The organism is Bacillus sp. JJ1562 (genome assembly GCF_036962705.1).
Lineage (GTDB): Bacteria > Bacillota > Bacilli > Bacillales > Bacillaceae_L > Ferdinandcohnia.
Genome location: NZ_JBALOQ010000060.1, coordinates 19578 through 34197, shown reverse-complemented (window position 1 = coordinate 34197; position 14620 = coordinate 19578). Strand labels below are relative to the sequence as shown.

General features: G+C 34.0%; 12 protein-coding genes. 9 read left to right on the top strand and 3 right to left on the bottom strand.

The genetic code is table 11. The features are described from left to right. Window positions 1-135 precede the first annotated feature (135 nt). Window positions 136-1233, bottom strand: coding sequence for a metal ABC transporter solute-binding protein, Zn/Mn family (locus V7097_RS24485; protein ID WP_335706249.1), 1098 nt, complete (start codon window positions 1231-1233; stop codon window positions 136-138). Between the two features lie 509 nt (window positions 1234-1742). Continuing rightward, window positions 1743-2663 carry an AraC family transcriptional regulator gene (locus V7097_RS24480; RefSeq protein WP_335706248.1) on the bottom strand — a complete coding sequence of 307 codons (921 nt, stop codon included), beginning with the start codon at window positions 2661-2663 and terminating at the stop codon, window positions 1743-1745. A 144-nt stretch (window positions 2664-2807) separates the two neighbouring features. Between V7097_RS24480 and ycaC the strand changes: the two genes are divergently transcribed. The 8 genes from ycaC to V7097_RS24440 all read left to right on the top strand — a co-directional run bounded on the left by ycaC (window position 2808) and on the right by V7097_RS24440 (window position 12166). Then, the gene (gene ycaC / locus V7097_RS24475) at window positions 2808-3452 is read left to right on the top strand and encodes an isochorismate family cysteine hydrolase YcaC (RefSeq protein ID WP_335706247.1); all 645 of its coding nucleotides are present in this window, start codon (window positions 2808-2810) and stop codon (window positions 3450-3452) included. 567 nt (window positions 3453-4019) lie between these two features. Then, window positions 4020-4988, top strand: a complete 969-nt coding sequence (locus tag V7097_RS24470) for a ring-cleaving dioxygenase (RefSeq protein WP_335706246.1) — start codon at window positions 4020-4022, stop codon at window positions 4986-4988. 20 nt (window positions 4989-5008) lie between these two features. Next, window positions 5009-5986: a ring-cleaving dioxygenase gene (locus V7097_RS24465; RefSeq protein ID WP_335706245.1), complete on the top strand. Its 978-nt coding sequence runs from the start codon at window positions 5009-5011 to the stop codon at window positions 5984-5986. 443 nt (window positions 5987-6429) lie between these two features. Continuing rightward, window positions 6430-7173, top strand: a complete 744-nt coding sequence (locus V7097_RS24460; RefSeq protein ID WP_335706244.1) for an SDR family NAD(P)-dependent oxidoreductase — start codon at window positions 6430-6432, stop codon at window positions 7171-7173. A 359-nt stretch (window positions 7174-7532) separates the two neighbouring features. Next, on the top strand, window positions 7533-8108 hold the full coding sequence (locus tag V7097_RS24455) for a TetR/AcrR family transcriptional regulator (RefSeq protein WP_335706243.1): 576 nt from the start codon (window positions 7533-7535) through the stop codon (window positions 8106-8108). 122 nt (window positions 8109-8230) lie between these two features. Further along, window positions 8231-9646: a DHA2 family efflux MFS transporter permease subunit gene (locus V7097_RS24450; protein WP_335706242.1), complete on the top strand. Its 1416-nt coding sequence runs from the start codon at window positions 8231-8233 to the stop codon at window positions 9644-9646. Window positions 9647-10091: 445 nt separating this feature from the next. Further along, window positions 10092-10808, top strand: a complete 717-nt coding sequence (locus tag V7097_RS24445; RefSeq protein WP_335706241.1) for an EAL domain-containing protein — start codon at window positions 10092-10094, stop codon at window positions 10806-10808. Window positions 10809-10861: 53 nt separating this feature from the next. Next, window positions 10862-12166, top strand: a complete 1305-nt coding sequence (locus tag V7097_RS24440) for a diguanylate cyclase domain-containing protein (protein WP_335706240.1) — start codon at window positions 10862-10864, stop codon at window positions 12164-12166. A 566-nt stretch (window positions 12167-12732) separates the two neighbouring features. Here V7097_RS24440 and V7097_RS24435 read toward each other — a convergent pair. Further along, complete coding sequence (locus V7097_RS24435) at window positions 12733-12945, bottom strand: iron-sulfur cluster biosynthesis family protein (protein WP_335706252.1); 213 nt, start codon at window positions 12943-12945, stop codon at window positions 12733-12735. 124 nt (window positions 12946-13069) lie between these two features. Here V7097_RS24435 and V7097_RS24430 point away from each other — a divergent pair, with 124 nt between their 5' ends. Further along, window positions 13070-14143: a phosphotransferase enzyme family protein gene (locus V7097_RS24430; RefSeq protein ID WP_335706239.1), complete on the top strand. Its 1074-nt coding sequence runs from the start codon at window positions 13070-13072 to the stop codon at window positions 14141-14143. Window positions 14144-14620: the final 477 nt, after the last annotated feature.

Sequence of the window (14620 nt, the reverse complement as noted above, 5' to 3'; positions counted from 1 at the left end):
TCTCTTCTACTTGACTAGTTGAACAAGGAAGGTCAATTAAAGTAATAAGTTTGGAACTTAATAAATGTTTTAACCAAAAGATTCCTATAAAGTAGGAAATTAAAGCATAGGTCACAAAGGACCTATGCTTTAGAACTAATTTAAAGCTTTCTTCAATGTCTCAAGATTTTGCCTCATAATGCTAAAGTAATCAGCACTATTTTTTTCGTCCTCTTCTGTTATTGATTCAAGGTTATGAAGAGTTAATGCTTCTGCACTGATTTCTTTTTTTACCATTTCTGAAACTTTTGAAGTTAGATTCTGCTCAAAAATAACAAACTTAATGTTATGTTTTTTAGCAGTATTAATAATGTTTTTTAAGTCCTTTTGAGTGGGCTCATTTGTTGGTGATAAGCCAGAAACACTTATTTGTTTAATACCGTACCTTGACTCCCAGTACCCGTAGGCTGCATGCGAAACTAAGATTTCTTTCTTTGAAGAATTTTCAACAACGCCATCAAATTCTTGATCTAATGCTTCTAAGTTTTTAACAAGTTCATCAAAGTTTTTTTCAAAGTCTTCTTTAGCCTCTGGCATTAATTCCTCAAGTGTATTAAGAATACTCTCAGCTAATTCAACAGCTTTTAAAGGATCTAACCAAACATGTGGATCAACGTCGCCATGATGATGGTGGTGGTCTGCTATATCTAATTCGCTGTCGTGATGCCCCTCATGCTCGTCATGTTCTTCATGAGCATCATGACTGTGGCTTTCTTCAGAATTCGAATCAGAGTTCTTATCGTTGTGCCCTTTTTCAGTTCCTGCCTCACTTTGGTGATTCTCTTCTTGTTCGTCTTGTACTTTAGATAGTTCCATATTTTGTGTTGCCTTCACCAGTTGCACCTTTTCATTTTGCAATGTTTTATTTGCAGCATCAATAAAGCCTTCCACACCCGCACCAATATAAATAAGAGCATCTGCTTCCGCAACCTCTATCATTTTTTTTGAAGTAGGTTCAAATGTGTGAGCATCAGCCCCCGTAGGGAAGACACTTAAAACTTCTACATGTTCACCCCCAATTTTTTCTGTAAAGTCCTGTAATGGAAAAACCGTTGTGAAGATTTTAAGACGTTCAGACGTTGTAGTCGTCGTGTTCTTTACTTCGTTTGTACTTGTTTTGTTTTCTGAGGTGCATCCAAATAAGAATGTGGTCGTTAATATAACCAGTAATGCAAAAAAGTGTTTAGTTTTCATAATTTCTCCTCTCAATCATAATCATTACGATTTAGTTTATAAAGTGATGTATATCGTAATCATTCCGATTATATGACCAAAATTATATTTCATGTAACTAGGAAGTAGATCTGATATGGTACTCCAGTCATTATCATTTAATATTTTTGATAATAAACATTCAATACAAATCGTAACAATTTCGTTTTACCTAAACATATTACGATAGAACATGAAAATTTTCAAGTTGAATTATTGAATTGTACAACCATTATTAAAAGAATTGGAAGCTCATTTCATAAAACGTTATAATTCCAATTCACAGTTAGTCCTTTTCTTGTTCAACTAAAGGGTGCTAGAGTTGAAGAATGAGGGTTATTAAGACAGCCTATTGGTGAAGTTAAGGAGATTCAAATTTTTTAAAATCTTACTAAAAAACCCCAATAACTACTTTGAAGTAATTTTTGGGGGAGTTTTATTTCTTTAGACAAAGAAAGCTTATGCTTTAATAAATTTTTATTGCATTTTCTTCAATCACCATTGAAATTATGTATATATTTTTTTTGTAGATTTTTGGGAGAAATTTTATATTCCTTTTTAAAACTTCTGTAAAAACTGGAATAATCATTAAAACCACATTTCAAAGCAATTTGCTCTATAGTATGTTGATTTTGTTTAATCAATATTACAGCTAGGGAAAGACGTTTTAATAACACATAACGATAAAAGGGTAAACTCATTTTTTTCTTAAAATATTTGGAAAAATGGAATTTATTCATATGGAAATAATGAGACACATTTTCTAAGCTTAAATCAGTATTTATTAAATGAACTTCGATATATTCTAGTATTGAAGCCAACCGTTGGTCTAATACCTTTTTTTTACTTAGGTCTAGACTACTACAAGAGGGATCGAAAATAATTTGAAGCACCTGAAACAGCAGATACTGTAATGTAAAGGAATAAATTTCTTTTCCATTCTCTACCTTTTCACTTATTTCAAATAATAAAGAGACTATTTGCTGAAAATGTTCGGCATCTAGATGTAATAGAGAGCCTTGCATTTTTTTATAAACCTTATTCTCCTTCATAATGTGTGAACTATATTCAAAATCTGACATCAAATGTTGACAAATGTTAACGACTATACGCTTATAATGATTCGGATTCTTTATAACAGCTCTATGAACAGTATAGGGAGGGATCACCATAACATCCCCTTTACTTAAGGAATATGTCATCCCTTCACAATTAAACTCACATTCACCCTCTAAAACTACTAAAATTTCAAAAAAATCGTGGCTATGCAATTGATATAAGGGTATTAGGTTCGTAATATTCTGATCATCTTTATTATGTTTTTTAAACCAATCAATAAATTGTTTATTTTCAATTTCCTTTGAAATATAAAAATCCTTATTTAATATAGGTAGAAAATGTGATTGTTCCATGCGTATCTCCCTCTCCTAAAGAAATAATCCCAACATTTACAATATTCATCACAATAATCTTCACTTTATTAATTTATTTCTTTGTTATTATAGGTCTTGTAGGAATCACTACACAAAATTAACTCATTCAAGGAGGAATACAAAATGACTGATCTATATTCTCGTATTTCAAAGGAAGATGCTGCAGTTCTTCTAGTCGACCATCAAACAGGCCTTATCTCTTCACTTGTGCGCGACTACGGCGTTGACGAGTTTAAGAACAATGTATTAGCTTTAGCTAATACTGCCAAATTTTTTGATTTACCTGTTATCCTAACTACTAGCTTCGAGGACGGTCCTAACGGTCCACTAATGCGAGAAATTACTGAACTGTTTCCAGATGCACCGAAGATTGCTCGCCCGGGTCAAATCAATGCTTGGGACAACGAGGATTTTGTCAAGGCTATCGAAGCGACTGGCAAGAAGCAACTTATCATTGCGGGCGTAGTTACCGATGTCTGTGTTGCACACCCAGCGCTTTCCGCTGTGAATGCGGGATATGAAGTATTCGCTGTCACTGATGCTTCCGGCACTGTAAGCAAACAGGTAGCGAACGCAGCATTGATGCGCATGGCTCATGGTGGAGTGCAACTCACGAACTGGTTTAGCGTAGCGAGTGAATTGCAACGCGATTGGCGTAACGATAGCGAAGGTTTTGGAGCTCTACTTGCTAATAATTTGCCAGGTTACCAAAATGTACTCGGAAGTTATATCGGTGCTCAAAATGATTTTAACAAGAAGAACAGCTAAAAGTAACGAAAGATTCACAATATAATTGTAACATATCTTGAATTCAAGATGTATTAATCCGAGATAAAAAGATAAAATTTATTTTAATTACAAAGGAACAAGAAAAGGCTAGGATAAAGGCAAATCGCAAATCAGTTAAAGCAACTCAATATATATATATATATATATATATATTGGGTTGTTTTTTTGTACGTTAATAGGTATTGACACATGATCATATATGTAATAATGTTATCTTGAATTCAAGATAAATTAATCCAAGGTATATGTGTGAATAAAAAACTTCACCTTTTTGCTTTGTAAAAAAATATGCCAAGGAATTTCTAAATATCCTTGGCAAAAAATTCATTAATATCTTGTATTCGAGATTCTTATAATCGAAATATTTTAATTTTCCCAATGATTTTAGTTCTTTGCATGTTTATTACTCATAGAACTTAAATAAATTAATCATAGTGTTTTTTTAGATGAATATCTCAGTTTAAGGATTCTTCGATTATAGATAAATGAATTTATTACCATTGATAAGCAAAAAAATATATGGGTCAAGTAAAGGGGTGAAATGAAATGAAATTATTAGGTTTACATCATGTATCAATATTAACAGGAAAAGCGGAAAAAAATTATGAATTTTATACAAGAATTTTAGGAATGAGATTGGTAAAGAAAACGGTTAACCAAGATAATACAGAATCCTATCATCTTTTTTATGCTGATGCGGAAGGGACCCCAGGAACTGAAATTACGTTCTTTGACATTCCTCATCTTGGGCAAACGCACAGGGGAACTTCAGATATTTCTACTATATCAATAAGAGTTAGAAATTCGAATTCTTTGTTATTTTGGAAAGAACGTTTTAAACAATATGGGGTTCAACATGATGATATTCAAAAAAGAGCAAACCGTGATACATTGGCTTTTAGTGATTTTGAGGGAACTCGCTTAATCCTGGTAGCCGACAACGGTGAAAAAGGTGTGAGAGCTGGCATACCATGGGAAAAGGATGACATTCCATTTGAACATGCCATTATTGGTTTAGGACCTGTAACACTCACAGTCGCAAATGCAGAACCAACTATAGGTATTTTAACCGAAGTAATGGGTTTTCGATTTGCCGGTTCTTATCGTTCACATGTAGGACACCGTGCAGAAATATTGATTTATACAACTGGTGAAGGCGGCAGTGGTGCGGAAGTTCATATTGAAACGAGACCAGATTTGCCAAGAGCCCGCTTAGGTCGTGGAGGTGTTCACCATGTTGCTTTCCGTATTCCGAATGAGGATGAATACGATCAATGGGCAGAGCGTTTGAAAGAATACAGGTTACCGAATTCAGGGAAAGTGGAACGATATTACTTTAAGGCATTATATTTCAAGGAACCCAATGGAATATTATTCGAATTATCAACGGATATTCCAGGTTTTGCAACAGATGAACCAATGGAAACATTGGGAGAAAAACTAGCACTTCCACCGTTTTTGGAACCGAAACGAAAAAAGATCGAAGCAAAATTACGACCATTAAACTTAAATTGAATTTTTTTGGAGGGATAAAAATGAACCAACTAAAAGGAATACACCACGTTACAGCTATTACAAGTAGTGCAGAAAAGAACTATGAATTTTTTACTTATGTTTTAGGTATGCGTTTAGTTAAAAAAACAGTTAATCAAGATGATATTCAAACCTATCATTTATTCTTTGCCGATGATAAAGGTAGTGCAGGCACAGATATGACTTTCTTTGACTTCCCTGGCGTTCCGAAAGGTGTACACGGTACAAACGAGATTTCAAAGACCTCTTTCCGTGTACCGAGTGATGAAGCATTAGAGTATTGGGTAAAACGTTTTGACCGTCTTGAAGTGAAGCACACTGGAATTAAAGAGCAATTTGGTAAGAAAACTCTCTCTTTCGTTGATTTTGATGATCAACAATATCAGTTCATTTCAGATGAATTTAATAAAGGGGTAGAATCAGGTACACCTTGGCAAAGGGGTCCAATTCCTCTGGAATATGCCATTACTGGTTTAGGACCTGTCTTTGTTCGTATTGCACACTTTGATTACTTTAAAGAAATGTTGGAAAAAGTCTTTTTATTTAAAGAGACTGCTAAAGAAGGATCATTCCATTTATTTGAAGTAGGGGAAGGCGGCAATGGTGCCTCAGTCATTGTAGAATATAATACGATTCTTCCTCAGGCCCGACAAGGTTATGGCACAGTACACCACGCGGCATTCCGGGTAGAGGATCGCTCAGTTTTAGATGAATGGATAGAGCGATTGAGTAGTTTTGGATTCTCTACATCTGGTTATGTAAATCGTCACTTTTTTGAGTCTTTATATGCAAGAGTTGCACCACAAATTTTATTTGAATTTGCTACAGATGGTCCTGGTTTTATGGGAGATGAACCTTATGAAACACTTGGGGAAAAATTATCTTTACCTCCATTTTTAGAGCCTAAACGTGCAGAGATAGAAAAATTAGTTCGTCCAATTGATACAGTGAGAAGTACGAAGGAATTCATTAAAGAATAAAAGGGAAATATTCAACTAAACAAGCAATAAAATGAGGAAACTCCGCTTTAGAACTTGATTGTGATGCCAATATATTTCAACAAAATCTGATCAGACGAAGGATCGAAAATTTTTGAAAAATGACCTGAAACAAATTACTTGAATTAAATTTTTCAGCTGTAGCAGCTGTTCCAGCCAAAACCCTGGAAGACCGAGTATATTGGAAACGCAGTAGTATTCTTTGCTACAAAAAGTAGCTAGATTTATTAAAGGACAAGCATTAGTTGTTGATGGTGAACAGATTCTTCCTGAGATACCGGTAGCTATTCTTTAATAATATGAATTAAAGAGGTATTGAATAATTGAGCCTTTTAAAAACAAAATAGCTATTATATTAAATAAAATTCATTGACTTTACCTTACAGTTGTTAAAATTCTATTATATAAAATTGGAGTAAAAAATCATGGGTAAATTAGACAGTAAAGTAGCAATTATTACAGGGGCAGCACAAGGTATGGGTGCTTTGCATGCTCGTAAATTCGTGGAGGAAGGCGCGAAAGTAGCGATTACTGACCTTAACTTTGAAGGTGCACAAAAACTAGCCGATGAATTAGGAGAAAATGCAATCGCCCTTAAATTAGATGTTGCTAGTGAAGAGAACTGGATAGAAGTTGTAACAAAAACAGAAGAAGCATTTGGTCCTATCACCGTGTTAGTAAACAACGCAGGAATCGGTATCTTCAAAACATTAGAGGAACTAACTGTTAAAGACTTTGAATTAACATTTAAGGTAGATGAGCTTGGAGTATTCTTAGGAATGCAAAAAGTATTGCCTTCTATGAAAAAAGCTGGTGTAGGTTCTATTGTTAATATTTCATCTGTAGATGGCTTGGTAAGTGCACCAACTGCTATTGCATATAGTGCATCTAAACATGCTGTAACTGGTATGACAAAAGGTGCTGCAACTGAGCTTGGACAATATAACATCCGTGTAAATTCTGTACATCCAGGAATTATTAAAACACCTATGGCTGACCAACCAGATGTTGAAGAATATCTTAAGCAACTTGAACAAGATATTCCACTTAGAAGAAGAGCTGAAGTAGAAGAAGTGTCTAATTTAGTTGTATATCTTGCTTCTGATGATTCTAGCTATTCAACTGGAGCTCAATTTGTAGTAGATGGCGGTATGATTTCTGACCTTTAAAAGACTTATGGTTATGCTATAAATTATTGAATTATTAAGACATGGAAAAGAAAAGTAAGTTGCAACTTATTCCGCTAACACACCTTTAGTTCAGTAAAAACTTAAAATAACATAGGAAATAGCTCAGTTTATTAACTGGGCTACCTTATTTATTTAGCGTGAACAAAATCGCACGCGTAAAAAATAAGCTTTAATACTACAATCTAATACCAACTGATACAAAGTCGAATACATTTTAGTTAAACATATACGAAATATTTAGTGTTCCAGGGGTAAGGTTGAAATCATTCTTTACTAAAAGAGATTCTTGAGGTAATATCATGTTAGTTCTAACTAACACGATATTTGGAGGCAATAAGATGACAGAAACTTCAAAGAGAATTCTTCAAGCTGCTCTTGAATTAATGCAAGAAAGGGGATTTAAATCTGTAACAATCAAAGATATTGCATTGACTTCTGGAGTAAGTGAAATGACTGTCTTTCGTCAGTTCAAAACAAAAAAAGGTGTACTTGAAGCAGCTGTAGAAAATTATTCTTATATTCCTCGTTTTGAAAAGATATTTGATTCGGAAATTGTTTGGGACTTAGAAATAGATCTAGAACTTATCGCTAATTCGTATATTTCACTGATGAAAAAGAATGAACCGATTTTTCTAATCTCCATACAGGAAAGAAACACTATGCCTGAGTTGTTGGATTTAATTTCAAAAAATACTTTACAACTTAAAGATTACCTTACTGAGTACTTTAAGGTTATGCAAGTGAAAAACAAAATGGTAGAATCGAATGCTGAAGAGCAAGCTATGATTTTTTTAATCACCTTGTACGGTTATTTTTCAACTATTACTATAAATAAAAACCATTTCTTAAATAATTGGAAAGATTCATTTATTAAAACAAGTATTCATAATTTTTGTTTTGGATTAAAAAAGTAAAAAAATTTTACTATAAATGTTAGTTATTGATAACTAACATTTATAGTAACATCAAATTATTTAACATAATGTAAATTAATTTAATAAATAGAACGATTAGTTCGAAAAAGGAGTGAGAAACATTGAATGCAACTAACTCAATTTTATTTTATCGTAGGATCATTGTTGGCGTTTTACTTGCTGCTTCATTTGTTACACTATTAAACCAAACCCTACTGATTGTTGCCATTCCACCTATTATGGGGGAGTTTGGGATTGAGCCGAATCAAGCACAATGGGTAACAACAGCATTTATGTTAATGAACGGAATCATGATCCCAGTCACTGCATTTTTAATTGAAAAATTCAGTAGTAAAGCTCTTTTAATTTTTGCCATAAGCATATTTATTCTTGGAACATTTCTTGGAGCTGTTGCCCCTAGTTTTTCGATCCTCTTATTAGCCAGAATCATACAGGCAGTAGGGGCAGGAATTCTTATGCCATTAATGCAAACGGTGCTACTGACGATTTATCCTCCCGAAAAGCGTGGGGCTGCAATGGGAATGAGTGGTCTTGTGATCGGATTTGCACCAGCGATTGGGCCGACTTTATCAGGGTGGATTATTGATAATTTTACGTGGAGATATTTGTTTTATACGGTACTGCCTATTTCCATTCTTGTTCTAGTCCTAGCAGTCTTTTTAATGAAAAACGTAACAGAACAGAAAAAAGTAAATGTAGATATTTTATCCATTATTTTATCCACATTAGGGTGGGGCGGGTTATTGTACGGGTTTAGTATGGTTGGTTCTTTTGGCTGGGCTGATCCAACTGTTATTGTAGCAATCCTAATTGGGGCAGTCACCTTAGTTTTATTTATTTGGAGACAAAATCGTCTAGTAACTCCGATGCTTAATTTTGGTGTCTTTCAATCTAAAGAGTTTACGGTAACAACCATCTTATCCGTTCTTATGTTTGGGGTAATGATTGGAGTAGAGACACTTCTACCGTTATATGTACAAAATGTAAGAGGTGGTACAGCGCTTGAATCAGGTATGATGCTTTTACCAGGCGCTATTATAACGGGGGCTATGTCACCAGTCGCTGGAAAAATTTTTGATAAACTTGGGGCTAGAGGAATGTCTATTGTCGGATTTGCCCTAATGTTAGTAGCTACCATACTTTATGTGAACATAGATATTGCTTCTTCGATTCCTTTTATTGCAGTCATTTTTTCAATCAAAATGTTAGGTGTCTCGCTTCTTATGACCCCATTAATGACTTCGGGAATTAATGCATTACCTTATCAATTAATCGCACATGGAACAGCAATGAATAACACAATCCGTATGGTTGGTGGTTCTATTGGTACAGCAATTATTATTTCGGTAATGGGCACATTTTCTAAAGCATCGAATGCTATTAATCCTTCTATTGCGATGTTAGAGGGGATGCGTGCAGCCTTTATTATTGCGGGGATTATGGTATTAGTTGGGCTACTCTTATCCTTTTCTCTTACAAAAAAATCACAGCAAGAACAACCATCATTAAATAACTAAATTAATCAATATGAAATAGAATCTCTAAATAAAATGATAAATATTCCTAAAAAAGACCGAGTTTAAAGGAAAAAGCATAACCCAACATCTAGCTGCAGAAGATTCTGGTGTTTTACGCGCCTTACTGAAGGACACGTTAAGTGAAGAGGGATACGAGAACGTGACATTTTTTTAGAACGGGAAAGAAGCTTAGGATTATCTGGGATTTTTTTCAAAGGATGAGTCCGTTGACCCGAAAGAAAGTGTGCAGTTAGTTTTGATAAATATTGAAATGCCATAAATGGATGGGCGCTATTTAACGTATCGTGTGAAAAAAAATTCTCGATTAAAGGATATTCAGGTTATTTAATAAAAAATTAATATAAAAAAACTTCATAAAAATATTTATTACTTTGCAATGTAAGTGTGTAAAATTTCATTTGGTTTAGGGGGATGGTTTTTCAGTATGGTTACATTCAAGGAGATTTCAACATGGCTTGATGACGGATTTTTTTATACTGAATTTCAACCATTATGGAACTCAAAAAAGGATACTATCTTTGCCTTTGAAGCATTTTTAAGAACCGCGCCAAAAATAAACCCAGAGCTTATTTTTGAAAATGCTAGGGGCTATGGTTTACTTTATGAATTGGATACAAAATCAATTTTAAATGCAATTAAAGAGTATCCGAATGCGTATTTAATAAATCATCTATTATTTGTAAATGTTTTTCCATCATCAATTGTTCATCAAGAATTTAAGGAATTTATTACGAAATTATTAATCACGTATCCCGATATCAGGGGAAGACTTGTGTTTGAAATAAATGAATCAAAACACGAAGAATCAATTTGGGAAGAAGAGGTTTTTTTGGAGGGTATCCTGTTTTTAAAATCTAAAGGATTTCGAATTGCCTTTGATGATCTTCCACCATCCGATTATCCAATAAAGAATATTGCAAGGTTACATCCTGAGTTTATTAAACTAGATCGCTCCTATTTAAAAGGTTTATCAAAATCACAAAAAAACCAAAAAACAATTTCGTTTTTATTATCTTATTCTTTTCCAAAAACGACTGTTATTCTTGAAGGAATTGAGACAAAAGAGGATTTGGAAATTGCTCGAAAATTAGAAGTATCTGCATTACAAGGATATTATTTTTCTAAACCACATCGTTTATAAGTGTTGAAATAGAGACAACGAGGATCATCTTAATATGGGGGGAAAACAATTTAATGGTTAACATAAAAAATGTTGGTGATCAAGTTTTTGAACTAATATGGCAAAACACAAATGATGCGATTTTTACAATTGGTCAGGATGGAGCGATTTTACATGCTAATCCAACCTTTACTGATATATTAGGATGGGAAATTGAAGATATAGAAGGGGTAACTCCTCCACCATTCTTTGTAAATATGACGAAGGAACAGCACCAGGATTTATTAAACATTTTAAGAGATGGTGAAAATATAAACTATAGTGTGACAAAAAGAAGAAGCAAGGATGGGGAAATTCTAGATATTTTAGCAAGCTATCGTGCAATCAATAAAGGTGATGTTCTTGCTGTTGGCATGTATAAGGATTTTACAGAGCAAATGGAAATCCAAAGACAACTCGAGGCAAGTGAGAATTGTTATCGTAGTCTTGTAGATTTTCTTCCGGATGCGGTTATCGTTCAAAATAAACACCATATCGTATTTGTTAACCCTACTGGTGTAAATTTTCTAGGTAAAGAACAATCTGGTGATATTATTGGTAGACCCTTGTGGAATTTTATTTATTCCGAACAAAAGGAAAGGATTGAACAGAAGCTAGAGGAAGTAATGAGCAGAAACCAATCGAGCAAGCCAACTCCTATTATTGAAAAGTTTATTAGATATGACTATAAAGTTTTTTATGTAGAAATCTCAGCAATTCCTATAGTATTTAATGGTGAGCCGGTAGTTCAGCTGCTGTTCCGAGATATAACTGAGAAGAAAAAATATGAATTACAACTGGAATCAATGGCTTTTCATGATCCTCTAACAGGGCTTAAGAATAGGAGAGGCTTTACTGAAATTATGGAGCAATCAATATCTGTTGCAAGTAATAATAGAGAACAACTTGCATTGATGTACATGGATTTAGATAAGTTTAAAGAGGTAAATGATACATTTGGCCATGAAATTGGAGATGAACTATTGAAGCAATTTGCCAAAAGACTTGAAGACAATATGAGAGACAGTAGTGTTCATGGTCGTATTGGGGGAGATGAATTTCTTATTCTGATTAACGATATCGGAAACGTAGACGATGTTTCTCGAATAGCAGAAAGATTGTATAACGTATTGCAGGAACCATATTATATCAATGGTCATACACTTAAAACTACTGCAAGTATTGGAATCTCCTTGTATCCTCAAGATGGAGATAATAGTAGGAGACTTATTAAAAATGCAGATAAAGCATTATATATCGCTAAAACGAATAGAAATGAATTCCAGTTTTATAGAGAAATTGATAAAAGAAAAAAAGTAGGAAAAAAGCTTGCCCTTTAGCTTTACTGGAAGGAGAGGTACTTATACAAGACAAGTAACAGGCATGGGACTCTTCCTAGTGACCAAGACGCTTATGATTTAGCAATTCAGTTGGATGTAAAATCAGAGCATGGTTCGGGATTGATCATATCACTAATATTTTCGAATGTGATACAATTAGCTCCTCATACTAAGCCTGACGTTAAGTATAAAAGATAAATAGATAATAAAAGACAACCGATTCCATAGTTATCTCGGCTGGATTCTGGATAGAGGTGGTTTCCAAACGGCAGAGGAAGCGTGAAGAGCAACGGGCATTCGAATATGTATTCAATCTTTATTCACCCAGTTTTTTCAATCGGAAATCAAAAAATTGGTCTGGATCTGATAGTGGTCCAGTCTTTTTGTTTTGCCCAAAACTTTTCAATCCTTGTACATTAAGCTTTTTCATCGGCTTTCAATAAAAAAATCCAAAGGATTGCCAATCTGTGTTAACGATTTTATAACATCCTCGGATTTAGGTAACCTACCAATATAAGGTATATTTATTGTTAATGATGGATTAAATTCTATATGTCAATTTGCTTTTACATAATAAATGACATTCTTCCATTTATAAATTGCTGTGGGCTTTTTAACTGAAAACTATTAACTGAATTTGAATAATCAATCGTTAAATCATCATCAAAATTAATCATCTGTGATTTCTCCATAATTACTGGACGATAGGATGTTTCTAATAGAAAGTCTTCGGTTTCATCCTTTGATGAGACAAATAACAAAGTAGGTACACCTGCTATTGAACCAAAGGGGCAGTTTAGCTCAATAAGAAATTATATGTCGAACAATTATTTCAATCGCAAAAAGGGATATGTTAGAATTTATAGAATACTTTTAACCAGTTTATAAAATTAGGAGGAGATTATGATTTATAACGAGGTTGTTAAAATCGGTAATGCATATTTACTTCCATTAGTATCAGAGTTGTACAGGTTGGAAGGTTATGAAGTCAAGCCGGTTAAGGAACATACCGGAGGACGTAATGTCGTTTATACCTGTGAGAAAGAGGGTGCTGACGCAAAAATACTCAGAATAGCCTTCTTAAATGACAGAAGTAGGGAAGATTTTCTGGGCGAAGTTGAGTATATTAGGTACTTATTTGAGCATGGCGGAAGTGTCTCGGATGTAGTCAATTCCCGGAAGGGGAATTTGCTGGAAGAGATAACTCATAATAATCATACCTTTTTTATCTGCCTGTTTCAAAAGGCTAAGGGAAAAATGCTTGTGGAAAATAATTATAGGTATCGGGAAGGTGTTCCAAATACCGAATATTATTATAATTGCGGTAAAACCCTGGGGAAACTGCACCAATTATCGAAAGGATATAGTCCTGTCCATAGTCGGTATAGTTTTTTTGACAAATACAATGCTGAATATATCGAGAAACTGATACCCGACTCGTTACCTTTTCTGAAGGAGAAGCTATTAGGACTTCTTAAAACCTTAAAAGGATTGGACAGGAACAGTGAGTCTTTCGGTATGGTCCATTTTGATTACAACGATGGGAATTATTCGATAGATTTTGATACCGGGCAAATTACCGTATATGATTTCGATAATTCATGTTACTTTTGGTATATGTTTGATTTGGCAGGTCTTTGGACACAAGGAGTTGGCTGGATACAATTTGAACCAGACCCCGGTAAACGGAAAAAGTTCATGGATAAATATTTTGAAACAGTCCTCGAGGGATATAAATCCGAGACCAGAATCGAAAATTCAATATTGGATAAGTTGCCCTTATTTATCCAAGTAACGCTCATGGAAGGTATTGTAGATGCATTTGAGATAATGAGGAACAATGGTGAAGAACCGGAGTGTGATGAGGAGTTGTCGTATCTCATAAAATGCTTGGAGGACGATATTCCGTATAAAGGTTTTTTCCATGAAATTTACTCGTGTGAAGAACCCTTCGAATATGAGAAACGAAATGTTTAGTCTTTTTGTAGCAGCCTTTGCTTTGATCGTATTGTGAAAATATGTACTTAAGCTAACGGGTGCTTTAGTGGAATAAGGAGATTTAAATTAATCAATCTTTTTTATAAAAACAGTTATGAATAATAAAAGAAAGCTGTCATTTTGATCAATCTTTATTCAAAACGACAGCTTTTTATATACAGTTAAATCAAGGATTTAGAGTGATTTATAATCAAACTTTATTCTAAACCAACACCAACTGTCTTCCCCGAAGTTTTAATATACAGAAATTTCGAGCTCTTTAAGTAGATTTCAACATTATCCCAGGTTTGTTACACTTCCAATCTTTCCTCCTGTTATAAAATTAGAAGGTATTTTGTACTATATGTCGAAAGATAGCATTAAGAGTCGTATAAAGGGTTGGATGGACAATGGAAATATGTAACATAGAAGGTAAGGTGTGCTATGTTTAGGGTTCCTCGATGAAAGTAGAACAAC